The organism is Chitinophaga eiseniae (assembly GCF_012641265.1).
In the GTDB taxonomy this organism is placed as follows: domain Bacteria; phylum Bacteroidota; class Bacteroidia; order Chitinophagales; family Chitinophagaceae; genus Chitinophaga; species Chitinophaga eiseniae_A.
This window is the reverse complement of the sequence record NZ_JABAHZ010000001.1, coordinates 889,158-914,972: the sequence shown is the minus strand read 5'-3', so window position 1 is coordinate 914,972 and position 25,815 is coordinate 889,158. Positions and strand designations below refer to the sequence as shown.

Below are 25,815 nucleotides of genomic sequence, written 5' to 3'. Positions count from 1 at the left end.
CGTTGGTTACAGGTGTATGATCCTGTAAAAGTAAGGCGGTATAACCTAATTGAACTGGATTATGTTATATAACAGAAAATATATACTACTTTTGATTGTGTGGTAGATATAAATAACCATTCCGATGTCTTACAGCACCTTTTTACAGAAAAAAATAACTGCTATGGATACACTGGATAAAACGGACCGGCGCATACTACAGGTATTGCAACAGGATGCCCGGTTAAATACCAAGGAAATTGCCCATCGTATAGGGCTGTCTGTTACGCCTACATATGAACGGCTGAAAAAAATAGAGAAGAGCGGGGTGATTAAAAGTTACGTTACCCTGCTGGAAGGAGATAAAGTGGGTAAAACGTTGATGGCTTTCTGTAATGTATCATTGCAGCTGCATTCACAGCCACTGATCAAGAAATTTGAAGCGGCCATCGCTGGAATGACGGAAGTGATGGAATGCTACCATGTAGCCGGTACTTATGATTATCTGCTGAAGGTAGTGGTAGATGATATGCGGCGCTACCAGCATTTCCTGACCAATAAACTGGCGGCAATTGAAAACATCGGGCAGGTACATAGTTCATTTGTGATGACTGAAATCAAGCATACTACTGCCTTTGAGCTGTTGTGATTACCTTCTCAATACTTTTACGCCGGAAACCGGGTGGTCCTGTACCACTACCGTATAGCCACGGGTGTTTGTATCCTGGTCTTCCGAAACCGGGATCGTGAAACTGAAGCTGCTACCGGCGCCAGGCATACTGTTAAACCAGATACGTCCATGGTTGCGTTCCACAAAATCCTTGGAGAGGTGCAGCCCAAGGCCACATCCCTTTTCATTCTGTGTACCGGTGGTAGAGTAGTATATGTTGGAAAAGATGCGATGCTGGCTTTCTACCGGGATGCCGGTGCCATTATCCCTTACGGTGATCTCTGCAAATTCGCCATCCTGCCGGGCGGTTATAACGACTTCACCGCCGCTGGGCGTAAATTTAATAGCGTTGTTGATCAGGTTGCGTAATACGAGCTTGATCATATCCGGATCAGCATATACCATGATGCATTCGTGCAGCTCCTGCGATAATCTTACTTCTTTTTGCCTGGCGAGGGTTTGCAGCAATTCAAATTCCCGGCTGAGCAAAAGGGTTACATCGAAGTCGTCGGCCTTTACACCGATGCCCTTCATTTGGTTGCTGGCCCATTGCAACATATTATCCATCATATAGGCCGTATTTTTTACATCTCTCCAGAGTTCATCAGTATACATCCTGAACTGCCCGGCATCAATCTTTTCATCTTTCAGCAGGAATAACAGTCCTTCCAGGATGGCCAATGGCGAGCGCAGGTCATGGGAGATCACAGAAAATATTTTATCCTTCACCTGGTTCAGGTTTTCCAGGGTACTGTTTTGCTCCAGGATAATACGGTTTTGCATGGATACTTCCCGGTTCTTGTTATTCAGCTCCAGGTAAAGTTCCTGTTGTCGTTTATACAGGCGGTATACCATCACGGTAATCAATAGCAGGGCGAGAAAGAGCGCCGCTGCAGATAGCACCAACACCCGTTGCTGTTGTATCGTGGCCAGGTGCATGTGTTGTTCTTTCTTCAGTATAATATTTTCCCGTTGCTTCTTCTCCGACTCATATTTCTCTTGCGAACGGGAAATCTGTCGTCCTTTTTCAGCATTAAAGAAGTCGATATTACGGGTACTGAATTCCTTGTAACTCCGGAGGGCGGCAGCATAGTCTTTCCGGGCAGAGTCCAGCTCATAGCGGATCTTGTAATAGATCATCTCATTTTTTACATTGCCCAGCTGCTGATTCAGGGCCTGGGCCTTGTCGAGGTTTTTATCAGCTTCCTTCAGGTCGCCCAGCATGGTTTGTACTTCAGCGAGATTGAGACTCGCTTTCACTACACCCGGGAGGTTGTTGGCTTCCCGGTAATAGGCTTCCGACAGCAAATGGTAATGTAAGGCCTTGTCGTAGCGCGACTGTAGCATAGAAACGATACCCATATTTTCATAGGTAAAGGCCAGGCCACGTTGATCATGCAGGGCTATTTTAATTTGTTCTGCCTTTTCGAGGTAGTACATGGCAGAATCATGTAGTTGGAGGGTGATGTAGGCAGATCCAATATTGTTCAGTGTTTTCCCGATTTCAGATTTTTCCCGGCGCTTTTCCTTGATTTCCAGCGACTTTTTAAGATAGGCGAGGGCATCCCGGGGGCTGTTTAGCTCGATAAAAATATTACCTACGTCGTTATTCAGCACTCCCAGGGTGTAGGAGTCGTAGTCTTGTTCGGCCAGTTTCAACGCGTTGAGGGTCAGCTGCATTTGATGATCCAGGTTGCCCCGGGTATTTTCAACCAGGGCCTGGTTACGCAGCGCCCATATTTTACCCTTTGTAAAATGGAGGCTGTCGCTCAACTGCAGGGCTGATGCTGCATATTGCGCCGCCATGGCAGCATTTTGCGTGAAATAGTTCCTGGCCAGCTGGTTGAGCAGGTTTATTTTAACAGTATCGTTCGTCGGATGCAGGCGTAGGGCTGTTTGCAGACTATCGTTAATACTTTGCTGAGCTGTAACCGCAGGCGACAGCAAGAACATGAAAAGGGGGATTAAAGCGCATTTTTTCAAAGGACTGGCCGGCAGCATAATATATAATGTTGGCAGTGACTAGGGTGGAGCGATTCGGGGCGGTCCACAATTAATATAGGTTAAAATTAAAGATAATGTGCCACGATTCAAAGGAAGTTGATATAAAATATTCATGTGGCAGACAGGTATTTCGTGTTATTATACCTATAAACCAAATAGGATTGTATCTTTCGATGAATTTTCACTGCCGCAGGAGCACATTGAATTTTGTCAGGCGGCCATTGCACAGATATTTAAAGCAGACAGTATATGAAACCTGTTATTACGATAGAATATTGCCCTAAATGCGGCTGGTTGTTGAGAGCAGCTTACATGGCCCAGGAACTGCTTACCACTTTTGCGGACGACCTGGGGGGAGTGACCCTGCGTCCCAGCGAAATTGGAGGCTCCTATATCATTTCCCTGGGTGAGGAAAAAATATTTGACCGCAAAGACGCCGGTCATTTCCCGGAAATCAAACACCTGAAACAACTGGTCAGGGACCGGGTAAACCCGGAGAAAAGCTTGGGACATTCGGACCGGCCCTGATCATAAACGGAAAGCGTGGCTGTAAATGTAAATCCTTACATTTGCAGCCTATGCGTAAAAACCTCCATATCTCGGCTTTATTAGTATTATCAGCGACCGGCGCCATGGCTCAACAGGACAGCGTTTCAAGGAAAACCTCCTCCCAACAGCAAGGACTATACGATAGTGTTGGCGTGCGCAAAAGTAGTTTTTTCCCATTACCGGTATTAGGATATTCCCAGGAAAAAGGACTGGAAATAGGGGCCGCCATGTTGTACTCTTTTTATACCGACAACAAGAACCCGGATCATACCACCCGCAACTCCACGCTCAACCTGATTCCCGCCATCACCACGGAAAAGCAGTTTAAAATAGACCTGAAGGCCAATATCTGGACACGCGCCAATACCTGGCATTTTAAAGGGAACCTCCGTTACCAGAACTACCCGCTGTATTTCTTCGGCATAGGAGATACTACGCGTCATGATACCAGGTCACTCGTAGATAATATCCGTTATAAAGTGCAGCTGGAAGGCGAACGCCGGGTATCGGGCCATTTTTATGTCGGCGCATCCATACTTTACCAGCATGATACTTACAGCAGCAGCGACAATAAAGGGATTTATAACACCATGCCCCTGGTCGACAAAGACGGAGGCTACGTGACCTTCCTCGGGCTGACCGGAATATTCGATAACCGCGACAAAGAAAACTATACCCGTCACGGTTGGTGGCTCAGGCTGAATGTGGCTTACGCGCCCTCATTCCTGAGTAAACACCCGCTGTTTAAACTGGAAGCGCAGGGATCACATTTTGTTCCCATCTCTCCCAAAAGTACCATCGGCTTCAATGGCCTCTTCCAAAGCTTACAGGGAAAACAACTACCTTTTTACCTGCTGCCTGAAATGGGTAATGACAATATTATGCGGGGTTACTATACCGGAAGGTACCGTGACCAGAATTACCTCGCTGGACAAGCTGAATACCGGTACCTCATCGATCCGAAAATGCATATCCATATCTGGTTCGTAGATATAAAGCCGAAGTTTGCACTGGCAGCCTTCGCTGGAACAGGCAGCGTATTTTCCAATCACGATTTTAGCCTGGCTGGCTTCAAACCCAGTTATGGAGCAGGTATCCGCTACTTCTATGATGAAAACTCCCGCCTTACTATTCGTATAGACTATGCCGTAGGAGAAAAACATACAGGCGAAGCCAGGCAGAAAGGGCTGTACCTGTCACTGGCAGAAGCGTTTTAATTAATTGGTTTTGGTGATATTTATTTGGTAATAATTAATTAACTTCCAATAGAATAACACCAAAACTATGTTTATGAAAACGCTATTCCAATTTGGGACAGCAGTGTTGTTAACCGCTGTAACCCTTGTAACCCTTGTAACCCAAGCCCAGGAGAATTCCTCCGCCCATTCCAAATGGTATCTCAAAGCAACCGGCGGCTATTTTTTTAGCGTATCACCCGGACAGTTTCCGAATGTAGGGCCTTATCCGCCGCAGGATTTGCGCACGCAGTTCAATCCCGGCAGTCCCAACGCCAACCATATGGATACGCTGAGCCGTAGGGTGCTCACCGGCTCCTATGGGGAAGGTTTCAGAGGTGGTTTGTCGGTCGGGTATAATATCAACAAATACCTGGCAGTAGAAGCCTCCTTCAACTATTATCACAGCCGGAAAAACCTGATGACCCGCCAATCTACCACGCTGGTAGGCAGCAATACCGAATTGGGACATGTGGAATCGCACGGCTATGTCAACGCAGTGGATTTCGCGCCCAGCCTGGTGGTAAGCCCGGGATACGAAAAGGTAAATCCTTATGTGCGCTTTGGGTTCGTGGTGCCGCTATGGGGCCGCCTGTATATAGAAACTGACGCCAACCAGACAACCGCCGTATCGCCCACCACGCAGGCGCTGACGACGATCAGTCGCAAAGAAGAAATAAAACCCAATGTGACCATCGGTTTCCAGGGAGCACTGGGTGTTTCCTTTAAAGTAGGCTCCCGCTTCGATGTTTTTGTAGAAACAGAATATAGAAATGTACCGGTAAAAAGTAAAGAAAAAGAAATTACCCAATATAACGAAACCACGAAGTTGGTCGCCGCCGGGAAGGTAGTAGGAGAGTCGTCCCGAACGCTCGACCAGCTGAGTTATGCGGAAAAACATACCATCTACCAAACTACCCTGGATCAGAACTCTAACACACCCATTAACCAGCAGGGTACCAAAGTGATTTATAAAGATGATAGCAAGGCATCTAACGACCTGAAATCGTATATAAATATCGGTGGCCTCGGTGCTAATGTAGGAGTGAAATTCAGGCTGTAAAACCAAGGCACGCAAAGGAGCTAAGGAGCAAAGCAGCAAAGGCATTTTGCCAAAACATAAGCTCTTAGGGAGCTTATAAATTTCTTTGCTGCTTTGCTCCTTAGCTCCTTTGCGTGCCTTCTGCACCTTAAAATTTGGTTAAAATACCAGGTACAACAATACTAGTCAGCCCGGTATTAAATAACTTAGTGCAGCAGAAAGAAATATACCACATGAAATTATTCCGCCAATTATTCTTCGTATGGATAGCGATAATGTTCCTGCCCCATGTGCAGGCACATAGCGAAATCCTGCAAAGGAATGCGCTTGATAATATTCATGTGGCTAAGCACGGCATAGTGGTGGTACAGCGGGTAGAAGCACCCCGGGTAAGAGCCGCCATTACCCGCTTTAAGCGCAGACCCGTTGGTATCAACGACAGCTACGGACATGAAAAAGTTTGTCCCCCTTTATTATCTGCCATTGCTCCCCGTTTTATTTACGTCGACAAAACCCATCGTGGATATTATTTCAACCCTTACCTCAGCGTACCCATACCGCTAAGAAGCTGGAGAGGCCCGCCAACAGCCTGATCACCGCATTCAATTCCTTTTTATTTCATTCTTTTTTCGTCGATTTATGAACGCACATATGATCGCGAAGAAGTTGTGTGGGTGGTTGCTATGTTTTTTCCCTTTCACATCTTCGTTCGCACAATCTGCAGCGGATAGCTTTTCGCTGCATCGCGCCATCGCGCTTACACTTGAGCACTACCCGGCGCTAAAAGCCAAAGCAGCCCAGGTGAAAGCGGGGCAGGCCAACCTGACAGATATTAAACATAATTGGTACCCCGACATAAAACTGCATGAACAGCTGGACGCGGGCACAGATAACAGTATTTACGGCTCTTACTTTACATTGGGAATGATACCTTCCACTTCAGGGGGTATACGTGCAGAAAATAACAGCACCCTGATGAGTGGCAATATTGCTATGACTGCCATGCAGTGGGAAGTATACAACTTCGGCGCTTATGGCAGCCAGCAGCGGGAAGCCGCCCAGGCATTGAAAGTACAGCAATCCGATCTTAATAATACGGCCAACCAGTTGACCGTACTGGTTATACAAAATTATCTCGAACTGTTACGGCTACACGCTTTACAAAAAATAGCATCGGATAATATTCAACGGAATGCTGAAGTACTGCGCGCGGTAGCCGCTATCGTATTACATGGTTTGAAACCGGGCGTGGACAGCGCCGTGGCTGCGGCAGAATTATCCAAAGCTCGGCTCAACCTCCTCGATATCAACAACAGCTACAACCGGGTACGCATTCAGTTATCCGTCTTCACCGGGCTGGATACCGTGCAGATCAAACCGGACGAGGTGAACAATGAACGCCTGCCGGTATTGCTCGGGCTCACGCCTCCGGATAGCATCAGCGCACACCCTTTGCTGGCGTACTACCAGGCCATTTACGGACAACAACGGGCTGCCACCGACGTGATTCGCAAGGCAAGATTGCCTAAAGTAAACCTGATGGCAGCCGGATGGATGCGTGGTTCCAGCGGATCGTTCAATGACGTATACGATAAAAATCTCTGGAGCGGACTGGGATACAGCAGGTACAACTATTTATTGGGGCTGGGGATTACCTACAACCTCACAGACCTGAAACGCACCCATGAAAAGGTGGCGGTACAGGATTACAAGGCAGAAGCAGCACGGGAACAACTGGAAACTACCCGCACTACGCTCACAGGCCTCCTGCAACAGGCGGAAGCAGATATCGCCGCTTCAGGCGATAAGCTGAAGGAATTACCTGTGCAACTGGCCGCCGCACAGGCTGCCGCCAGGCAAAAAATGGTGTTGTATAAAGGGGGACTTACCAATATTATTGACGTAACCACCGCTTTATTTGTACTCAACCGCGCGGAAACAGACCTGGTGCAAACCCGCGATGCCGCCTGGAGAGCGCTGTTTCGCGCCGCCTATGCCGGCAATACGATTTCACAACTTTTACCTGACCTGAACTAAACTACCAACTATGTCATTTGTTGCTTCGGCACTGAAAAAACCAATAGCCGTGGTGGTGATCACCGGGGGACTACTGCTTTTCTCAGTGCTGTCTATATTCAATATCCCCATCGATATTTTTCCGAAGCTCAATTTGCCCACCATTTATGTGATTGAGCCTTACGGGGGAATGTCGCCTCAGCAGATGGAAGGTTTTTTTGCCACGCGGCTACAGGACCAGTTCCTTTATGTGAATGGGGTTAAGACGATTACCACTAAAAACATACAGGGGTTAACCTTATTAAAACTCACCTTTTATGAAAACACCGATATGGCGGAAGCCTCCGCCCAGGTGGCCTTACAGGTGAATCGTGTAATGACTTTTTTCCCGCCGGGTGCATTGCCTCCGCAGGTGATGCGTTTTGATGCTTCTTCATTGCCGGTAGGGGAGCTGGTATTCAGCAGTCCCTCGCGTTCTCTGAAAGAAATCTATGACCTGGCGGCTACCCGTATCCGGCCTATGTTTGCCGCAGTGTCGGGGTTGTCGGCGCCGCCGCCTTTTGGCGCTAACTCCCGATCTGTGATTATCAACGTAGATCCGCAGAAACTGCGCAGCTTCAACCTCAGCGCCGACGAGGTAGTGGAAGCCGTGGCAAAAAATAACGTGATGACGCCCTCCGGTAACATCCGTATCAACAACACCATGTTTGTGACCACCGTGAACTCGCTGGAAAAACAGGTGACCAATTTCGAAGATATTCCCATCGCCACCAATGGCAACAACAACGTATTTGTACGCGATGTAGCACGGGTAGCCGACGGAATGGATGTAACCGTAGATTATGCCCTGGTGAATGGCAAACGCTCTGTATACCTGCCGGTGGTAAAAACAGCTGATGCATCTACCTGGGATGTGGTAAAGGGATTGAAAGCAAAGATCCCGGAAATGCAAAGCCTGTTGCCCGATGATGTAAAGGTTTCTTACGAATTTGACCAATCTGTATTTGTGATCAATGCCGTAAAAAGCCTTATCTCCGAAGGAGTACTGGGGGCGTTGTTGACGGGGCTTATGGTGTTATTGTTTTTAAGAGATCTCCGTAGTTGCCTGGTGGTAGTAGTAACTATTCCGGTGGCAGTGTTATGTGCAGTGATGGGACTTAAGCTGGCAGGCCAAACCATCAATATTATGACGCTGAGTGGATTAGCACTGGCCATCGGTATTTTGGTAGACCAGGCAACGGTAACGATTGAAAATATTCACCAACACCTGGAAATGGGTAAGCCGAAGAAGCAGGCTATCTACGAAGCTTGTGAGGAGATTGCCTTCCCGTTGCTGCTGATTTTATTGTGTATACTGGCGGTGTTTGCGCCTTCGTTTATTATGACGGGCGTGCCCAGGGGCATGTTCCTGCCTTTGTCATTATCTATCGGCTTTGCCATGGTGGCCTCTTATTTCGCTGCCCAAACATTGGTGCCGGTGATATCCAACTGGTGGCTAAAGGCAGAAAAATACCAGCACGCGCATGCAGGGCTGGCGCTGGATGCAGCGGAAGTAGAAGAAATAAAAAGTCATTTACAGCATGAACAGGCGCACCCGGAACAAGCCACTGGCTTTGAGAAATTCAAACTGAAGTTCATGGGCATCCTGGAGAAAGGGATGAACAGATCGCGGCTTATTGTTACGGTCTATGTCATTGGCGCATTGGCGCTGGCAGGTGGCTGTTATATGTGGATTGGAAAGGACCTGATGCCGCATATCAATACCGGGCAGTTTCAGCTGCGTTTACGTATGCCGGATGGCACCCGCCTCGAACGTACAGAAGAAGGGCTGCACGAGGTGTTGAATATTGTTGATAGTACCGTAAATGGGCATGTGGCCATTAGCTCGGCGTATGTGGGATTGGTGCCCAGCAGCTTCGGCGCCAGCAATCTCTATGTATTCAACAGCGGTACCCATGAAGCAGTGTTGCAGGTAAACCTGGATGAAGATTATAAGGTAGATATCGACCGGCTGAAAGACCAGCTGAGGGCCAATATCACGGCCAAAATACCGGAGATACGTTTGTCTTTCGAACCTATAGATCTCACCGAAAAAATTATGAGCCAGGGCGCTGCTACACCTATTGAAGTAAGGGTGGCAGGTAAAGATATACAACAGATTGCAGGGTATGCAGGGCAGCTGGTGAACCGGCTGAAAACCGTGCCATTCCTGCGGGATGTACAGATAGCACAACCGCTGCACTTCCCGGTGATCAGTATTAATATCGATCGCTTCAAACTGGCGCAGATGGGATTGAATATTTACCAGGTAGCCCGTTCGGTGACCGCATCAACTTCTTCCAGCCGTTTTTCTGAAAAGAATCAATGGCTCGATGAAAGGGTGGCCTACACTTACCAGGTGCAGGTGCAGATACCTGAGTATAATATGACGGCGATCAACGACCTGAAGGAAATACCGCTGGTGAAAGGCCAGGCCAGGCCGGTGCTGGCGGATGTAGCCACCTTTACCACGAAGGAAATGCCCGGAGAGTATGACCGTTCAGGCCCTCGTAGGTTCGTTACCGTTAGTGCCAACGTTTCCGGGAAAGACCTGGGCACTGCTACGGCAGCGGTACAAAAGGCTATTGACCAGGCGGGCCCTCTTCCCAAAGGTGTGATCACAGAGCTGAAGGGCTCATCCAGCCTGCTGGTAGAAACATTGAACAGCCTGCAGAATGGATTGATGATTGCCATTGTGGTGATTTTCCTGTTGCTGGCAGCCAATTACCAGTCGTTCAAATTATCGTTGGTGGTACTGGTTACCATCCCTGCGGTAATTGCGGGCGCTTTGATCGCGTTGCTGCTCACAGGTGCTACGCTCAACCTGCAATCTTACATGGGCATGATCATGTCTACCGGGGTGTCGGTGGCCAATGCTATTTTGATTGTGACCAACGCAGAAAAGCTGCGGCTCGATTACCAGGATGCCCGGAAAGCCGCGGTGGTAAGTGCCGGGGTAAGATTGCGACCTATCCTGATGACCAGCCTTGCCATGATAGCGGGCATGGTTCCCATGGCCAGCGGGCTGGGAGAGGCTGGCGATCAAACAGCCCCACTGGGGCGCGCAGTGATAGGAGGCCTGATAGCCTCTACATTGGCGGCACTCCTTATATTGCCACAGGCGTATGCGCTGATACAGCGTAAAGCCAGCTATGCATCTCCTTCGTTAATGCCCTCTGAGTCCAATGATATAAAATAAAAAAATGATGAAGCACTATAAATATTATTTGTCAGCATTAAGCGTCATTACCGGTTTGGCGGCCTGCAACTCCGCTGCCATGACGGATAAAAAAGCAATTACCCATAACAGTGAACACCAATACACCCTGGCAACGGTGGTACAACGCCCGCTGGAAGGAAGTATTCGCCTGCCCGGGGCTTTGGCGGCTTTTCAGAAGGTAAGTATCTACCCAAGGATCAATGGTTTTGTAAAAAGTATTGCGGTAGACCGCGGTAGCAAAGTAAGGAAAGGCCAGGTGCTGCTGATACTGGAAGCGCCGGAGGTAGAACAACAGTACTATGCTGCCAAATCCAAATACCTGCAGGCTGCGGCTATGTTCGCTTCCAGTAAAGACAACTACGAGCGTACACTGGCGGTGAGTAAAGAGCCGGGTACTATTTCGGCACACGACCTGGAGCTGGCCAAAGCCCGCATGCTGGCCGATAGCGCGCTGATGAACAGTGAACAGGCCAACTTTCGCGCCCAGGAAGTTAATAAAAGCTACCTCACGGTAACAGCGCCATTCGATGGTGTAATTACAGAACGTAACATCCATCCGGGGGCATTGGTGGGGCCGGATACCAAGGTAGATGACAAGCCCATGCTGATGCTGGAACAGGAAGATAAGCTGAGGCTGATATTACAGGTGCCTGAAATGTACAGCGCACAATTGGCACAGCAGTCGCAGATTGCTTTTGATGTGGACGCTATCCCCGGAAAGCATTTCCAGGGCGCTATCTCCCGCCAGGCGGGCACACTGAACGATAAATACCGTTCGGAAGCGGTGGAAATTGATGTGCAGAATGCCAGCCATTTGCTGAAGGCAGGTATGTATGCAGAAGTTCTTTTGCCCCTGCAGGGCTCTGCGCAGGCCATGCTGGTACCTTCCAGTGCAGTGGTGATGTCGACTGAGCGAAAGTATGTAGTAGCGGTAAAAGATCATTATACCAGGTGGGTAGATGTAGAAGAAGGCAACCATCACAACGATTCTACTGAGGTATTTGGTCACCTGGAGGCAAGCGACCAGGTAATTACTAATGCTACGGATGAGATCAAAGACGGGGTACGTGTGCCTTAGCACCTGGGGGATGAATGCAAAAAACGACCGTCCCGATGATTCGGGACGGTTTTTCTGCTAACTGTTCCGTCTATATTGATTTTTTATGTTCTTATTAAAAAAAGAGAACAAATAACATCCACCTAGTAATCAATAACGGATTTACCTGTTGTTCAACTAAAAAAAAATGTTAAAGCAGGCAATAGCATGCCACCACGCATTTGCGTGCCATGGGGCTCCCAGCGGGAAAAGATAAACTTGGATTTTGCCTCATGCTGTTGGGCAACCATAGCGTTTAACGCAGGATGATGGCCGTCTGTGGTGTTCTTACCTACCTAAATACGTTTCTGTTTCGCTGTTTAGATTAATAACACGAAAGGATTTGAAATTGTTGAAGAAAATATACTAAAAGTTGAAAAGTTCGCGGAGGCCCAGGGCGAGCATCTGGACACCGATTACGGCGAGGATAAGCCCCATCATTTTGGTGATCACCATCATCACGTTGGTGCCGATTACTTTTACAATCCGCTCACCGGCAATAAAGAGGAGATAGGTGATGTAACATATAAAGGCATAAATGGCTATTACAATGGCCAGATGGGTGAGGTCTTTTGCAGCAGAATAACTCATAGAGGTGGTGATCGCGCCAGGTCCTGCCAGCAGCGGCATGGCCAGGGGAGTAATGGCGATGCTGATACCCTGGTCGGCTTTTATGGGCTGTGCGCCCAGCTTTGCGTTTTCGGATTTGCTTTCCTTATCTCCCCGCACCATTTCATACCCGATCACAAATACCAGGATACCACCTGTAACGCGCAATGCCGCCAGTGTAATACCGAATACATGGAATATCAGTTTACCCGCCACACTGAAAACAAGAATAATACAAAACGCCACTAACACCGACTTGGTAGCTATATTGCGCTTGGCTTTCTTATCCATATGAGACGTGAGCTCCATGAAAACAGGGATGGCCGAAATAGGGTTCACAATGGCCAGCAGCCCCATGAACACAGTAGTAGCAAACGCAATGTAGTTATCAAATAAAGTCATCATATCAGCAATATAATGAAATTTATTTACCGGCACACATCCATTTAGCTATTGTGGGAAACTAAGCCCGCATGCGGGGTAACTGCCAGTTGTGGCGCAGGCTGACCAGTCGTATCGTTACTATAACGCTAACGGCTATACTCTGTACAATATCGCCCGGAATACCAGTGTAGTGGCCGGCTACCAGGTAGAGGATCCCACCGGCCAGCGAAGCTGCCGCATAGATTTCCCGCGTGAAAAGTATAGGCTGCTCGCCGCAGATAACATCGCGTAATAAGCCGCCAAAAGTACCCGTTATTACCCCCAGGGCTACGCATACCGGCATAGGTAAGCCCGCAGCCAACCCTTTGTTGATACCGGTAATGGTGAACATACCAAGCCCGATAGCATCAAACGTGCTGAGTAAACGCGTCAACTTTTTAACATAGGAGAAGAATACAGCGGCTATCAGTGCAGCTACGATAATGGCCGTATTGCTAAGCTCATCGGTCATCCAGGCTACCGGCGTAGCACCAATGAGTAAATCGCGTATGGTTCCGCCTCCAATGGCTGTAATAAATGCCAGCGCCAGTAATCCTATAACATCGTAAGATTTATTAATGGCGGCTGTTGCTCCTGAAACAGCAAATGCGAATGTACCGAGTAGTTCCAGTACCTGAATAAAGGTGAGCTGCATTCTCCTTATCTGATTTGCGGTCGAAGATAAGGATACTTTGGCTGTAGGAACATTTTTTTTAATACGTTATCAATAGTCATACGCCGACTCACCGCGTAAAGTACGCTCAATCTGGTTGCGGAGATCGTGACTGAATCCCACCACTTCAATTTTAGGATGATGATCGAGGTAGATAAGAAAGCGTCCGGCTTCTTTGGTGACGAGGTCGTAAATATCTTCCAGCAATGCACTCAACAATTTTCGCGTGGTTTCCGCAATCTGGGCGAGTGAACTATCTTCAAAATGCCGGTATTCACGGTTTTTATAAGATAAGGCAATCTGTATCATAACTGATGGTTTTTCCAGGATTAGTTATACTGATTAGTATTATCTAATCAGTTGGTTTTCATTATTTAATTATTAAATCTGGGCATAAAAATAGAAAAAAAGAAATTGTTTTATTCCAACTAAAGGGGGATTTTTATCCACAAAAAAGAAAAAAGATGAAATAAATAATATCTTTCCAAGTTAACCACCCGCCACTACAACAATACCATTCCCACATTGTTCATTTTTTTTCCGTTATAATTTAGCTACCATTGCACTTCATATTATTATAGAATAATGAAGCAACTAACCTTATTAATTGTTTTAGTAGTGCTGTATTGCCTGCCCATGCAGGCTCAGCCCGGAAAAGGTGTCCGTTGGAGCCATGATGGACAAGCTTATTTCAAGGCAACCCCGGCAGGCATCGAAGTCTATCCTCTATCAGGCGCAACCGCCACAGTAAAAGTCCCCGCAGCCGCCTTTAATGGCCTCCCCATCAGGGATTTCTATTTTTCAGCAGATGAAAAGAAATTGCTGCTCTACACCAATGCAAAAAAAGTATGGCGCTATGAAACCAGGGGCGACTACTGGGTGCTGGATATCGCTACAGGTAAGCTGCAACAGCTGGGAAAAGGTAAACCGGCATCTTCCCTGATGTTCGCGAAACTGTCGCCAGATGGCACTAAAGCCGCCTATGTAAGCGAACATAACATTTTCGTGGAAGACTTACAGAGCGGAAATACCACCGCGCTGACCACCGATGGTACCCGCCGTTTCATTAATGGTACTTTCGACTGGGCTTATGAAGAAGAATTTGGATGCCGCGATGGATTCCGCTGGAGCCCCGATGGTAAACAGATTGCCTACTGGCAGATCGATGCTACCAAAATCCGCGACTTCCTCATGATCAATAATACCGACTCTATCTATTCTTTCACTGTCCCGGTCGAATACCCTAAAGCGGGAGAGAGCCCCTCTGCCTGCCGTATCGGCGTAGCGGATATACGTACTGCTAAAACAACCTGGATGCAGGTTCCGGGCGATCAGCAACAACATTATATTCCCCGCATGGAATGGGTGCCCGGCAAAAATGCGCTGATCATCCAGCAGCTCAACCGCAAACAAAATGAGAGTAAGGTGATGCTCTGCGATGCCGCTACCGGTAAAGTGCGCTCCCTGTATGAAGAAAAAGACAGCGCCTGGATCGACGTGAAATCACGCTGGGATGACGATAATATAGCTGGCTGGGACTTTATCCGTAATGGAAAGTCCTTCATCTGGGTAAGTGAGGAAGATGGCTGGCGTCATCTTTATAATGTAAATATGGAAGACAGCAAAGTTACCCTGCTTACGCCAGGTAATTACGATGTCATCAGCATCGCCAAAATAGATGAAGCGAATAATACCATCTATTTTGCGGCTTCTCCCGAAAACCCTACCCAGCAATATCTTTATAAGGTACTGTTGACTGGTGGCAAAGCCGAACGCATTACACCCGCTAACCAACCCGGTACGCATGAATACAAAATTTCTCCTTACAGCAACTGGGCCATTCATGATTTCAGCAATGCCGTTACTTACCCTGTAAATGAAAACCTGCAACTGCCTGCGCATAAAAGCAGCACCAACGCTGTAATGAACGCCATCAGCAAGGCGGGCAATGCACCCAACAAACCCGAATTCTTTGATATTACTACTGTAGATGGCGTAACCATGACAGGCTGGATGAGCAAGCCCGCCAACTTCGACCCTGCAAAAAAATATCCGGTGGTATTCTACGTATATGGCGAACCTGCAGGCGCTACTTCCCTGGATGCTATTGGGGCTGGCCGCAACTTCCTTTATGATGGCGATATGGCTGCCGATGGATATATCTATGTGACCATAGACAACCGCGGTACCCCATTACCTAAAGGACGTCAATGGCGCAAATCCATCTACCGTAAAGTGGGATTGATCAATGCCCGCGATCAGGCCATGGGCGCGCAGGCGCTGATGAAGAAATATTCCTTCATCGATCCGGAACGGGTGGCAGTATGGGGTTGGAGCGGAGGCGGTTCTATGACGCTGAACCTCTTATTCCAGTATCCCGATATTTATAAAACCGGTATTGCCATTGCAGCGGTGGGCAATGAGCTGACCTATGACAATATCTACCAGGAGCGCTATATGGGCCTGCCACAGGAGAATCGCGAAGATTTTGTAAAAGGATCGCCTATCACTTATGCGCGTAACCTGAAGGGCAACCTGCTCTATATTCATGGTACCGGTGATGATAATGTGCATTACCAGAATGCAGAAATGTTGCTGAATGAACTGATTAAGTACAACCGGCAGTTCCAGTTCATGGCCTATCCTAACCGTACCCACAGCATATCTGAGGGACCTGGCACCTTTGAGCACTTGTCTACCCTGTACACGAATTATCTGCGGACACATTGTGAACCGGGTGGAAAATAAGCAAAAGCATTACCTTTGCCACCCTAAATAGAAAAGTATGCCCAGGACGGCTATTATTGGTATACTGGCAGTTTTGCTGGTAATTGCATGTGCTTTTTTCCCTTGGTCTTTCATTGAAAGCAAGCACCTGATGTTTACAGGAATGAATGGAACCGGCTCCAGCTACGGAGAACCCGGTAAACTGAGTATTATTCTTTCTGTGTTGGCGATCATCGTATTCCTGGTGAAGAATAAATGGGTATCCAGGATGAACCTGTTCATTGTAGGATTCCTGGTAGCCTGGACTTTTCGGAATATGCTGTTGTATTCGCGTTGTGAAATGGGAATATGCCCGCAGCCGGGAGTGGCCTTGTATGTTTCACTGGCAGCAGCGCTGCTGGCCTTTGGCTGCGTGCTGTTTACACGGACGCCCGGGAAAGGTTCCTGATAATGATGATGTAAAAAAGGATGCCGGGAAAATATTTTCCCGGCATCCTTTTTTTAGAAAATAGCTTTATGAAGTATCCAGGCTCCGGCTAATATCCCGGCGCCCATAAGCCAGTATCGCAAAATAACGGGAAGCGGACGTTGGGCAGTGACCCTTGCTTTGATAAAACTAAAAACGGTAAGCCCCAGGAAAACCAGCATGATGCTGGTTTGAGAGGCTGCCGGGAAATTTTCGTTAGAGAGATAAGGCCCCAGCGATACAGTTCCTCCCAATAAAAAAAAGAAGCCAGTCAGCAATCCATGCTTTATAGCACGTGAACGGCTAAACGAAGTTTCACTTACTTTTTCATTCTCCAGTAACTGTTCCCAGGAATGCGCATCTTTTTCCATCTCCTGCTCTATATGGGTGATCGTATGCGCATTGATATCGAGCTGTTGTAGTTTGGCTCTTTCCTTATCCGATAGCAGGGGACTGTCGTGTTGCAGATCGCCCTTATTGGCCTGGAAAGCACTGAACATTACCAGTACGCCGGCGCCCAGCAGGAGGCACAGGTGAATGGTATAAAAGGTTTGCACCTTGATGGAGAACAGCTGTATTACCTGGGTGGCAAAAAACAGCAGGAAAAGTCCATCGGGAAAACCGATTAAAAAGTCTGTTTTCCATCCGGAACTACGGATGGCTTTATGGGAAGCAGTCATACCGTGATTAACTAGCTAAAAGCCTGTTCCAGGCTCTTTTGAATGATTTGCACACAATCTGCAATCTGTGCGGCATTGATGGTCAATGGCGGCGCAAACCGTATTTTATCCCCATGGGTAGGTTTGGCCAGCAAGCCATTCTCTTTTAACGTCAGGCACAGGTCCCACGCGGCTTCAGGATCCGGATGCTGAATGACAATGGCATTGAGCAAGCCTTTTCCGCGTATAGTGGTGATGTAGGGAGAATGAAGATCTTCCAGGCCACTGCGTAGTAACTGGCCCATTGCCACGGCATTTTCGGCCATGTGTTCATCCTTCAATACCTGGAGGGAAGCGATGGCCACCTTACAGGCCAGGGGGTTACCGCCATAAGTGGAGCCATGTTCACCAGGCTTAATGGTCAGCATGATTTCGTCATCGGCCAATACCGCGCTGATAGGCAGGGTACCGCCAGATAATGCTTTACCAAGGATCAATATATCCGGGCGTACCTGCTCATGGTCGCAGGCCAGCATTTTACCGGTACGGGCAAGCCCTGTTTGTATTTCATCTGCAATAAACAATACATTGGCATCCTGGCAATACTGCCGGGCTTTGGCCAGGTATCCTTCGTCAGGTACCATCACCCCGGCTTCGCCCTGTATGGGTTCTACCAGGAAACCGGCTACGTCTTTATCCTGCAACGCCTGTTCCAGTGCGGTCAGGCTATTGTATGGAATCACTTCATAACCCGGCATAAAGGGACCAAAGTTATTCCGTGCCGATGGATCTGTGCTGAAGGAGATCACATTCAGCGTACGTCCGTGGAAGTTATTGGCGCAGACGATAATCTTCGCCTTGTTCTGTGGGATTCCTTTTACAATATAAGCCCAGTGCCGGCAGAGTTTCAGCGCTGTTTCCACCGCTTCCACACCGGTATTCATCGGGAGTACCTTATCGTATCCAAAGTAGCTGGTAATGTATTGCGCATATTCTCCCAGCAGGTCGTTATGAAATGCACGGGAGGTAAGCGTCAGCTTTTGCGCCTGTGCAATCAGGGTAGCAATTATTTTAGGGTGGCAATGTCCCTGGTTAACTGCAGAATATCCGGATAAAAAATCGTAGTAACGTTTACCGTCTACATCCCATAAAAAAACACCTTCTCCCCGGTCCAATACAACGGGCAACGGGTGGTAGTTATGGGCACCATACTGTTCTTCCAGCGCCAGGTAATGTTGTGAATTTTCGCTTATCGTGTATGAAGGTATCATGATTCAAAAGTACGTGAAAAAAGCGTAAAGTAGTCACGCAAAGGGGCTAAGCAGCAAAGCAGCAAAGGCATTTTGTCAAAACATGAGCTCTTGGGGAGCTTGTAAATTTCTTTGCTGCTTTGCTGCTTAGCTCCTTTGCGTGCCTTTTAACCGCTGCACCAGCGCTACATATTCTTCCATAGCAGCTTCCCTGGTTTTGCCATGCAGCTCGGCCCAGGCCTGGTGTTTGGCTTTGGCTACAAAATCGAAAGGGTTGGAGGGACCTTCGGCATCCGCATCTCCACTGGTGCCCTGTTTGTACAGGGCATACAGTTGCAGTAATATCTCATTGGATGGTTTCTCGGGCAGTGTCTTACTTTCGGCTACAGCCTGTTCAAATTGCTGGGTCAGTTCCATGATCACCTGGTTTTTATTTGTTAACAATCCGGTTTTGATGCCTCATTTTTCCTTTATGTCTATAAAGTTGAACATTATATGTTAATATATCAAAAAAAGCCGGTGATCCTTAAAAACCAACCTGTAAAACATAATTATTAAACACATGAACTAATGAACTAAATTCAATACCTTTGCCGGCTGAAAAGGTTTAATGCAGTAATTTGCAACAGGCCTACGGAACAGCAAAACATCATATGAAGAATATTCGCAATTTTTGTATCATTGCCCATATTGACCACGGTAAAAGTACCCTGGCAGATCGTTTATTAGAGTTCACCAAGACTATTTCAGACCGTGACATGCAAGCCCAGGTACTGGACGACATGGACCTGGAACGTGAAAAAGGGATCACTATCAAGAGCCACGCCATCCAGATGGACTATACCGCAAAGAATGGCGAAAAATATATTTTTAACCTGATTGATACCCCCGGTCACGTGGACTTCTCCTACGAGGTGTCCCGCGCACTGGCAGCCTGTGAAGGCGCCTTATTGCTGGTAGATGCCGCACAGGGTATCCAGGCACAAACTATCTCTAACCTCTACCTGGCACTGGAAAACGACCTGGAAATCATCCCCGTTATCAATAAAATTGATATGCCGGGCGCTATGATTGAAGAAGTGAAAGACCAGATCATAGAACTCATTGGCGTAAAAGACGAAGAAATTTTGCTCGCATCCGGTAAAACCGGTATCGGTATTGAAGATATCCTCGAAGCAATTGTACACCGCATCCCCGCACCCAAAGGAAGCGATGAAGCACCGCTGCAGGCGCTGATCTTCGATAGCGTATTCAACTCTTTCCGCGGTATTATCGCGTATTTCCGCGTGTTTAATGGCACCATTAAGAAAGGCGACAAAATCCAGTTCGTGAACAGCGGAGAGGAATATTTTGCGGATGAAGTAGGGATACTCAAACTGGGACTGGACCCCCGCAAAGAAGTGTCTACCGGCGATGTGGGATATATTATTACCGGTATCAAGAGCGCAAAAGAAGTAAAAGTAGGGGATACCATCACCCTGTCTAATAACCCTTGCACAGAAGGTATCAATGGTTTCCAGGAAGTAAAACCCATGGTATTTGCGGGTATTTACCCGGTAAATACCGAGGACTTCGAAGAACTGCGGGAATGTATGGACAAGCTGCAGCTGAATGATGCCTCTCTGACCTATGAGCTGGAAACATCGCAGGCGCTTGGATTTGGTTTCCGTTGCGGATTCCTGGGCATGTTGCACATGGAAATCATCCAGGAACGCCTGGAAAGGGAGTTTAACCAAACGGTGATCACCACCGTACCCAACGTAAGCTTTATTGCACACACTACCCGGGAAGGTATAGTGATCGTGAATAACCCCAGTGAAATGCCAGATCCTACGAAACTCGACAGGATTGAAGAGCCTTTCATCCGGGCACAGATCATTACCAAACCGGAATACATTGGTAACATCATGACCCTCTGCCTGGGTAAACGTGGTAACCTGCTCAACCAAAGCTACCTGACCACCACCCGCGTAGAGCTCATGTTTGAAATACCGCTCACTGAAATCGTATTCGACTTCTATGACAAGCTGAAAAGCCAGACCCGTGGCTACGCTTCGTTCGACTATACGCCGATCGGCTTCCGCGACAGCGATATCGTAAAAATGGACATCCTCCTGAACAGCGATAAAGTGGATGCGCTCAGCGCCCTGATTCACCGCAGCCGCGCCCAGGACTTTGGCCGCAAATTAACCGAGAAACTGAAAGAACTGCTGCCCCGTCAGCAATTCCTCATCGCCATACAGGCCGCCATCGGCGCTAAAATCGTGGCCCGCGAAAATATCAGCGCTATGCGTAAAGACGTAACCGCGAAATGTTATGGCGGTGATATTTCCCGTAAACGTAAACTCCTCGAGAAACAGAAAGAAGGTAAGAAACGTATGCGCCAGATCGGTAACGTAGAAATCCCGCAGGAAGCATTCCTCGCGGTATTGAAACTGGACGACTAAACGCATCAGCAATAATACATGGGATAGCGAAGATGCCGGCAAACTACCTGTCGGTATCTTCGCTAATCTTTTTTAAAGAGAAGAAAGATTAACCTTATTTTTGAGTAAAACCAATCACCCATGCGATCTTTATTACTTTCCTTCTGCTGCCTGTTTACAATAGGCATATTTGCTGAAGTACAAGCGCAGCAAACGCCTCCTGCGGCCAACCAGGTGGTAAAAGATGCCTGCAGTAAAGCGGCTAAAAACAATAAAAAGGTGTTCGTTATTTTCCACGCCTCCTGGTGCGGCTGGTGCCACAGGATGGACACCGCCATGAACGACGCTTCCTGTAAAAAATATTTTACAGACAACTATGAAATCCGTCATATTACCGTCCTGGAAAACGGTGACAAGAAATCGCTCGAAAACCCCGGTGGATTTGACATGCTGGCCAAATATAACGGGGATAAGGAAGGCATTCCTTTCTGGCTTATTTTAAGTCCTGGTGGGGAACTGCTGGCTGATAGCCGTATGAAAGATGCCGCCACGGGGAAACTGCAGAATGTAGGTTGCCCGGCCCAGAAAGCGGAAGTAGATTACTTTATCACGCTTCTTGAAAAGACTTCCCGGATGAAAAGTACAGAACTCGATGCTATTCGTACCAGGTTCAGTAAGATCGCTCCCGGGCATTAGAAAACTATTTATACCGGGTGCGGCAAACAACTGACACCCGGTATCACATATTCCCCAATTTCGCACAGCCCTCACCGTTACTGTGGCTTTTTTGCCTCAACTATTCCTGGTTTCAGCCCCGTATGCTCACTAATCCGGTACCCAGACCGGCAGGCATGGTTTTTAGCAGTGTTAAACTGTTTACCCTTTCATCTGTTATAGCAAATAAAAACCTTTACCTTATGCGAAAATGGCTCCGGATTATACTCCTGGGATGCGGCATCTTGGTAGCTTTAGTTGTACTGTTGTTCCTCGGAATGACCTGGTATATACACGCCAACAAAACGGAGTTCCTGAAGCAACTGACCGCCCAGCTAAACGACCGGCTGAATGGAAAACTGACCATCCAGGATATGGAACCCTCCCTGCTAAAGAGCTTTCCCAATGTATCTATTGCATTGAAAAAAGTAGTGTTGCAGGATAGCCTGTGGCAGCAACACCGGCACGCCCTGGTGGACGTAGACTATATTTTCGTACGGGTAAATACGTTATCACTGTTACGCAAGTACGTAGATGTGAACGAAGTGACATTACAAGATGGCACGCTGTTTTTATACACCGATTCTACCGGCTATTCCAATACCTACGTATTGCAGGGGGCAGGCGATAAGAAGAAAACCAGTAGCCATAAAGACGCTAACATCCGGCAACTGCTGTTGCGTAATATTAATTTTGTGATAGACAACCGCCAAAAATTCAAGCTGTTCCAACTAACGATCAACCGGCTGGATGGTAAGGTGAAAGCATCCGACAGTACTATACAAGTGACAGTACTATCCAATATTCTCTCTAAAAATTTTGAATTCAATACTCTCAAGGGCAGCTACCTGAAGGATAAGATGTTACAGCTGAACCTGTCAGTTATCTTCAATAAGCACACAAAAATAATGACGGTGCCGCCACAGGAAATCCGGATCGATGATCATCCGGTACAAATCACCGGGCAGTTTGGCTTCGGAGAAAAACCACCGCCGTTCCAGTTAAAAATTAACGCCAACCAGGTACTCCTGAAAGATGCGGCTACTTGGCTGCCACCCAATATCAGCACCAAGTTGAGTAGTATTACCCTCTCTAAGCCACTGGATGCCCAGGCGGACCTGGCCGGGCATATGAAATTCCGCGATACACCCGATGTTCGCGTTACCTGGAAAACAACCGGCAACGTCCTGGTTACCACCATGGGAGAGTGGACGAACTGCAATTTCACCGGCAGGTTTAATAACGAAGTATTGCCCGGACGTGGACATACTGACGAAAACTCGGCAGTGACCATTTTGGGCCTGAGCGCCAACCTGTCGGGTGTCCCTCTAAAAGCAGATACCATCCGGGTGGTGAACCTGAAACATCCGTTATTACATGGGCATTTCCGGTCAGCTTTCCCGCTCACCACGCTGAATGGCGCCACGCCCGACGATGCGCCTATTCTATTCAAAGATGGCAACGCCGATGCAGACTTGTTTTACACCGGGCCGCTGTTGAAGGATGACAATACCGGATCATCGCTGCAAGGCGTGGTGAAGGTACAAAATGGGGCTTTTACCTATCTGCCGCGTAACCTGGATTTTCATGATGCCAGCGCCACCCTGCGTTTCACCGGGCAGGACCTGCTGTTGGAAAATATCCATATACAATCGGCCAAAAGCAGTTTACAGATGGATGGCGCCGTCAAAAACCTGTTGAACCTGTATTTTACCACCCCCGAAAAAATAGCGATCAACTGGAATATAAGAAGCCCGTTGGTAGACCTCAATGAGTTTAAAAGTTTCCTGTCGCCCCGTAAAAAAGCCAAGCTCTCCCGCGCCCGGCAAAGAGCAAAAATGGGCCGGGTATCTCAACAGCTGGATGTGGTATTGGCTTCCAGCAATGTGAATATGCAGGTATTGCTGGACAAGGTAATCTATCAGCGTTTTACCGCGCAACAGGTAAAAGCTGTTGTTGATCTAACGAATACGGATATACTGTTGAAGCAGATTGCCCTACAGCACGCTGGCGGAAATATGCAGATGGCTGGAAATGTACACCAGGAGGGGAACAACAACTATTTCCAGGTAAATGCTACGGTAAATAATGTGCATATCAACCAGCTGTTTTATGCGTTCAATAATTTCGGATTGGATGGATTGACTGCAGAAAACCTAAAAGGAAATGTATCTGCCAAAGTGAATTTGAAAGGCAATATACTGGATAACGGCACATTGGCGAAGCGATCTTTATCAGGATCGGTCAACTTCAACCTGAGAAATGGTGCCCTGCTCAACTTCGGGCCGCTGGCGGATATCGGGAATTTCGCGTTTCGCAAACGCCACCTCGACAGCATCACCTTTGAGAACCTGAGCAACACGTTCCAGATAGCCGGGAATAAGATAACGATTCCTCCGATGCGCATTGCTTCCAGTGCAGTAAATATAGATGTACAAGGCGTCTACGGACTGGATGGCGGCACCAATATTAACCTGGATGTGCCTTTGCGAAACCCCGCGAAAGATGCGGACATCACCGATAAAGAAGAAAAACGTAAACGTAGCCGGAGAGGAATTGTATTGCACCTGAGAGCCGTATCAGAAAAAGATGGCAAGGTGAAAATAAAGCTGGGAAAAGGAGATGGTGGCCGGGATGACGGAGGAAAGATTGTAGATGAATAAAAGTTGCCGGCACAGAGACGTGCTGCATGCCGGCAATCCAGGCCTGTGCTAGCGAATAGCATCAAATCCCTGGCTCAGGTCACCCTTGATATCATCAATATGTTCTATACCCAATGAAATGCGCAGTACGCCCGGCGCTACACCGGCTTTCCTTTGCTCTTCTTCGCTCAACTGCTGATGCGTGGTAGTGGCCGGGTGAATGATCAGTGTTTTGGAATCACCTACGTTGGCCAGGTGATACACTAACTTCAACGATTGTACGAACTTATCAGCCGCTTCTTTGCCGCCTTTGATTTTGAATGATAATACACCGCCAAAGCCGTGCCGCAGGTATTTCTTACCCAGCTCATGGTATTTGTTGCCGGGCAGTCCGGGGTAGTTCACCGAATCTACCTGTGGATGCTGTTGCAGCCATTCGGCCAGTGCCAACGCATTGTCTACCGTCCGTTGTACCCGCAGGGATAATGTTTCCAATCCCTGGATAAAGAGGAATGCATTTTGCGGCGACAGGGCAGGGCCCCAGCTACGCAGTCCCGCTACGCGCGCACGGATAATATAAGCAATGTTGCCAAACGGACTATGGTCGCCAAATATTTCCCAGAATTTCATGCCATGGTATGCTTCATCGGGTTCGCTGAACTGTTTGAACTTACCATTGCCCCAGTTATAATTACCACCATCTACGATGATACCGCCTATGCTGGTGCCATGCCCGCCAATCCATTTGGTTGCGGCTTCCACTACTACGTTGGCGCCATGTTCCAGCGGACGGCAGAGATAACCGCCTGCGCCAAAAGTATTGTCTACCACCAGCGGCAGGTCGTGCTTACGTGCAATAGCGCTGATCTTTTCAAAGTCAGGAATGGCAAACCCCGGGTTACCAATGGTTTCTACATAGATAGCTTTGGTATCTGCATCTATTAATGCCTCGAAGCTCTCCGGCTTATCAAGATCTGCAAAACGGGCTTCAACGCCGATACGCTTAAAGCTCACTTTAAACTGGTTGAAAGTCCCTCCATACAGGTAAGAGGAGCATACAAAATTATCGCCCGGTAATAAGATATTATGGAGCGCGATGAACTGTGCCGCCTGCCCCGATGCTACGGCCAATGCGCCTACGCCACCTTCCAGCGCAGCTACTCTTTTCTCAAATACATCCGTAGTTGGATTCATGATACGGGTGTAGATATTACCAAACTGCTTCAGCTGGAACAGATCTGCTGCATGTTCTGCACTATCGAATGTATAAGAGGTGGTTTGGTAAATAGGTACTGCTGCTGCATGTGTGGAAGATTCCGGCTGGTAGCCCGCGTGTACCTGCAATGTGTCAAAATGTAATGGCTTAGTAGACATAA

The 25,815-nt window shown here is 47.8% G+C and carries 21 protein-coding genes; 13 read left to right on the top strand and 8 right to left on the bottom strand.

The genetic code is table 11. The annotated features are described in order from the left end of the window. Positions 1 to 163: 163 nt before the first annotated feature. Positions 164 to 628 carry an Lrp/AsnC family transcriptional regulator gene (locus tag HGH91_RS03720; RefSeq protein WP_168737099.1) on the top strand — a complete coding sequence of 155 codons (465 nt, stop codon included), beginning with the start codon at positions 164 to 166 and terminating at the stop codon, positions 626 to 628. Here HGH91_RS03720 and HGH91_RS03715 read toward each other — a convergent pair whose 3' ends face one another. Continuing rightward, positions 629 to 2,602, bottom strand: a complete 1,974-nt coding sequence (locus HGH91_RS03715) for a tetratricopeptide repeat-containing sensor histidine kinase (protein ID WP_168737098.1) — start codon at positions 2,600 to 2,602, stop codon at positions 629 to 631. Positions 2,603 to 2,902: 300 nt separating this feature from the next. Between HGH91_RS03715 and HGH91_RS03710 the strand changes: the two genes are divergently transcribed. The 7 genes from HGH91_RS03710 to HGH91_RS03680 all read left to right on the top strand — a co-directional run bounded on the left by HGH91_RS03710 (position 2,903) and on the right by HGH91_RS03680 (position 11,832). Continuing rightward, positions 2,903 to 3,181 (top strand): SelT/SelW/SelH family protein, encoded by a 279-nt coding sequence (locus HGH91_RS03710; protein WP_168737097.1) that lies wholly within the window; start codon positions 2,903 to 2,905, stop codon positions 3,179 to 3,181. Positions 3,182 to 3,231: 50 nt separating this feature from the next. Continuing rightward, entirely contained in the window at positions 3,232 to 4,419 is a 1,188-nt protein-coding gene (locus HGH91_RS03705) for a polymerase (RefSeq protein WP_168737096.1), read from the top strand. 73 nt (positions 4,420 to 4,492) lie between these two features. After that, a complete protein-coding gene (locus HGH91_RS03700; protein ID WP_168737095.1) occupies positions 4,493 to 5,500 on the top strand; it encodes an outer membrane beta-barrel protein in 1,008 nt (335 codons plus the stop codon). Between the two features lie 212 nt (positions 5,501 to 5,712). After that, the gene (locus tag HGH91_RS03695) at positions 5,713 to 6,072 is read left to right on the top strand and encodes a hypothetical protein (protein ID WP_168737094.1); all 360 of its coding nucleotides are present in this window, start codon (positions 5,713 to 5,715) and stop codon (positions 6,070 to 6,072) included. 46 nt (positions 6,073 to 6,118) lie between these two features. Further along, a complete protein-coding gene (locus HGH91_RS03690) occupies positions 6,119 to 7,516 on the top strand; it encodes a TolC family protein (RefSeq protein ID WP_168737093.1) in 1,398 nt (465 codons plus the stop codon). 10 nt (positions 7,517 to 7,526) lie between these two features. After that, complete coding sequence (locus HGH91_RS03685) at positions 7,527 to 10,733, top strand: efflux RND transporter permease subunit (protein ID WP_168737092.1); 3,207 nt, start codon at positions 7,527 to 7,529, stop codon at positions 10,731 to 10,733. Between the two features lie 4 nt (positions 10,734 to 10,737). Then, entirely contained in the window at positions 10,738 to 11,832 is a 1,095-nt protein-coding gene (locus tag HGH91_RS03680) for an efflux RND transporter periplasmic adaptor subunit (protein WP_168737091.1), read from the top strand. 384 nt (positions 11,833 to 12,216) lie between these two features. On the opposite strand, the gene HGH91_RS03675 is transcribed toward HGH91_RS03680, so the two are convergent. The 3 genes from HGH91_RS03675 to HGH91_RS03665 all read right to left on the bottom strand — a co-directional run bounded on the left by HGH91_RS03675 (position 12,217) and on the right by HGH91_RS03665 (position 13,864). Further along, positions 12,217 to 12,864, bottom strand: coding sequence for a MarC family protein (locus HGH91_RS03675; RefSeq protein ID WP_211092187.1), 648 nt, complete (start codon positions 12,862 to 12,864; stop codon positions 12,217 to 12,219). Between the two features lie 58 nt (positions 12,865 to 12,922). Next, complete coding sequence (locus HGH91_RS03670; protein WP_168737090.1) at positions 12,923 to 13,537, bottom strand: trimeric intracellular cation channel family protein; 615 nt, start codon at positions 13,535 to 13,537, stop codon at positions 12,923 to 12,925. 69 nt (positions 13,538 to 13,606) lie between these two features. Then, entirely contained in the window at positions 13,607 to 13,864 is a 258-nt protein-coding gene (locus HGH91_RS03665) for a hypothetical protein (protein WP_145666267.1), read from the bottom strand. 276 nt (positions 13,865 to 14,140) lie between these two features. Between HGH91_RS03665 and HGH91_RS03660 the strand changes: the two genes are divergently transcribed. After that, positions 14,141 to 16,303 (top strand): S9 family peptidase, encoded by a 2,163-nt coding sequence (locus tag HGH91_RS03660; RefSeq protein ID WP_168737089.1) that lies wholly within the window; start codon positions 14,141 to 14,143, stop codon positions 16,301 to 16,303. A 37-nt stretch (positions 16,304 to 16,340) separates the two neighbouring features. Then, positions 16,341 to 16,730, top strand: coding sequence for a hypothetical protein (locus HGH91_RS03655; protein WP_168737088.1), 390 nt, complete (start codon positions 16,341 to 16,343; stop codon positions 16,728 to 16,730). A 53-nt stretch (positions 16,731 to 16,783) separates the two neighbouring features. Here HGH91_RS03655 and HGH91_RS03650 read toward each other — a convergent pair whose 3' ends face one another. The 3 genes from HGH91_RS03650 to HGH91_RS03640 all read right to left on the bottom strand — a co-directional run bounded on the left by HGH91_RS03650 (position 16,784) and on the right by HGH91_RS03640 (position 19,074). Beyond that, a complete protein-coding gene (locus HGH91_RS03650) occupies positions 16,784 to 17,428 on the bottom strand; it encodes a VIT1/CCC1 transporter family protein (protein ID WP_168737087.1) in 645 nt (214 codons plus the stop codon). Positions 17,429 to 17,439: 11 nt separating this feature from the next. Further along, positions 17,440 to 18,678 (bottom strand): ornithine--oxo-acid transaminase, encoded by a 1,239-nt coding sequence (gene rocD / locus HGH91_RS03645; RefSeq protein ID WP_168737086.1) that lies wholly within the window; start codon positions 18,676 to 18,678, stop codon positions 17,440 to 17,442. 126 nt (positions 18,679 to 18,804) lie between these two features. Further along, positions 18,805 to 19,074 (bottom strand): acyl-CoA-binding protein, encoded by a 270-nt coding sequence (locus HGH91_RS03640; RefSeq protein ID WP_168737085.1) that lies wholly within the window; start codon positions 19,072 to 19,074, stop codon positions 18,805 to 18,807. A 236-nt stretch (positions 19,075 to 19,310) separates the two neighbouring features. Between HGH91_RS03640 and lepA the strand changes: the two genes are divergently transcribed. The 3 genes from lepA to HGH91_RS03625 all read left to right on the top strand — a co-directional run bounded on the left by lepA (position 19,311) and on the right by HGH91_RS03625 (position 24,460). After that, entirely contained in the window at positions 19,311 to 21,104 is a 1,794-nt protein-coding gene (gene lepA / locus HGH91_RS03635) for a translation elongation factor 4 (protein ID WP_168737084.1), read from the top strand. Positions 21,105 to 21,224: 120 nt separating this feature from the next. Further along, on the top strand, positions 21,225 to 21,779 hold the full coding sequence (locus tag HGH91_RS03630) for a thioredoxin family protein (RefSeq protein ID WP_168737083.1): 555 nt from the start codon (positions 21,225 to 21,227) through the stop codon (positions 21,777 to 21,779). A gap of 221 nt (positions 21,780 to 22,000) precedes the next feature. Continuing rightward, the gene (locus tag HGH91_RS03625) at positions 22,001 to 24,460 is read left to right on the top strand and encodes an AsmA family protein (protein ID WP_168737082.1); all 2,460 of its coding nucleotides are present in this window, start codon (positions 22,001 to 22,003) and stop codon (positions 24,458 to 24,460) included. Between the two features lie 48 nt (positions 24,461 to 24,508). Here the strand turns inward: HGH91_RS03625 and HGH91_RS03620 are convergent, their stop codons facing one another. Beyond that, on the bottom strand, positions 24,509 to 25,813 hold the full coding sequence (locus tag HGH91_RS03620; protein ID WP_168737081.1) for an O-acetylhomoserine aminocarboxypropyltransferase/cysteine synthase family protein: 1,305 nt from the start codon (positions 25,811 to 25,813) through the stop codon (positions 24,509 to 24,511). Positions 25,814 to 25,815: the final 2 nt, after the last annotated feature.

What these genes read in the sequence shown, in the direction of transcription:
- HGH91_RS03720 (WP_168737099.1), top strand. Translation starts at nt 164, where the DNA reads ATGGATACACTGGATAAAACGGACCGGCGCATACTACAGGTATTGCAA.
- HGH91_RS03715 (WP_168737098.1), bottom strand. Translation starts at nt 2,602, where the DNA reads ATGTTCTTGCTGTCGCCTGCGGTTACAGCTCAGCAAAGTATTAACGAT.
- HGH91_RS03710 (WP_168737097.1), top strand. Translation starts at nt 2,903, where the DNA reads ATGAAACCTGTTATTACGATAGAATATTGCCCTAAATGCGGCTGGTTG.
- HGH91_RS03705 (WP_168737096.1), top strand. Translation starts at nt 3,232, where the DNA reads ATGCGTAAAAACCTCCATATCTCGGCTTTATTAGTATTATCAGCGACC.
- HGH91_RS03700 (WP_168737095.1), top strand. Translation starts at nt 4,493, where the DNA reads ATGAAAACGCTATTCCAATTTGGGACAGCAGTGTTGTTAACCGCTGTA.
- HGH91_RS03695 (WP_168737094.1), top strand. Translation starts at nt 5,713, where the DNA reads ATGAAATTATTCCGCCAATTATTCTTCGTATGGATAGCGATAATGTTC.
- HGH91_RS03690 (WP_168737093.1), top strand. Translation starts at nt 6,119, where the DNA reads ATGAACGCACATATGATCGCGAAGAAGTTGTGTGGGTGGTTGCTATGT.
- HGH91_RS03685 (WP_168737092.1), top strand. Translation starts at nt 7,527, where the DNA reads ATGTCATTTGTTGCTTCGGCACTGAAAAAACCAATAGCCGTGGTGGTG.
- HGH91_RS03680 (WP_168737091.1), top strand. Translation starts at nt 10,738, where the DNA reads ATGATGAAGCACTATAAATATTATTTGTCAGCATTAAGCGTCATTACC.
- HGH91_RS03675 (WP_211092187.1), bottom strand. Translation starts at nt 12,864, where the DNA reads ATGATGACTTTATTTGATAACTACATTGCGTTTGCTACTACTGTGTTC.
- HGH91_RS03670 (WP_168737090.1), bottom strand. Translation starts at nt 13,537, where the DNA reads ATGCAGCTCACCTTTATTCAGGTACTGGAACTACTCGGTACATTCGCA.
- HGH91_RS03665 (WP_145666267.1), bottom strand. Translation starts at nt 13,864, where the DNA reads ATGATACAGATTGCCTTATCTTATAAAAACCGTGAATACCGGCATTTT.
- HGH91_RS03660 (WP_168737089.1), top strand. Translation starts at nt 14,141, where the DNA reads ATGAAGCAACTAACCTTATTAATTGTTTTAGTAGTGCTGTATTGCCTG.
- HGH91_RS03655 (WP_168737088.1), top strand. Translation starts at nt 16,341, where the DNA reads ATGCCCAGGACGGCTATTATTGGTATACTGGCAGTTTTGCTGGTAATT.
- HGH91_RS03650 (WP_168737087.1), bottom strand. Translation starts at nt 17,428, where the DNA reads ATGACTGCTTCCCATAAAGCCATCCGTAGTTCCGGATGGAAAACAGAC.
- rocD (WP_168737086.1), bottom strand. Translation starts at nt 18,678, where the DNA reads ATGATACCTTCATACACGATAAGCGAAAATTCACAACATTACCTGGCG.
- HGH91_RS03640 (WP_168737085.1), bottom strand. Translation starts at nt 19,074, where the DNA reads ATGGAACTGACCCAGCAATTTGAACAGGCTGTAGCCGAAAGTAAGACA.
- lepA (WP_168737084.1), top strand. Translation starts at nt 19,311, where the DNA reads ATGAAGAATATTCGCAATTTTTGTATCATTGCCCATATTGACCACGGT.
- HGH91_RS03630 (WP_168737083.1), top strand. Translation starts at nt 21,225, where the DNA reads ATGCGATCTTTATTACTTTCCTTCTGCTGCCTGTTTACAATAGGCATA.
- HGH91_RS03625 (WP_168737082.1), top strand. Translation starts at nt 22,001, where the DNA reads ATGCGAAAATGGCTCCGGATTATACTCCTGGGATGCGGCATCTTGGTA.
- HGH91_RS03620 (WP_168737081.1), bottom strand. Translation starts at nt 25,813, where the DNA reads ATGTCTACTAAGCCATTACATTTTGACACATTGCAGGTACACGCGGGC.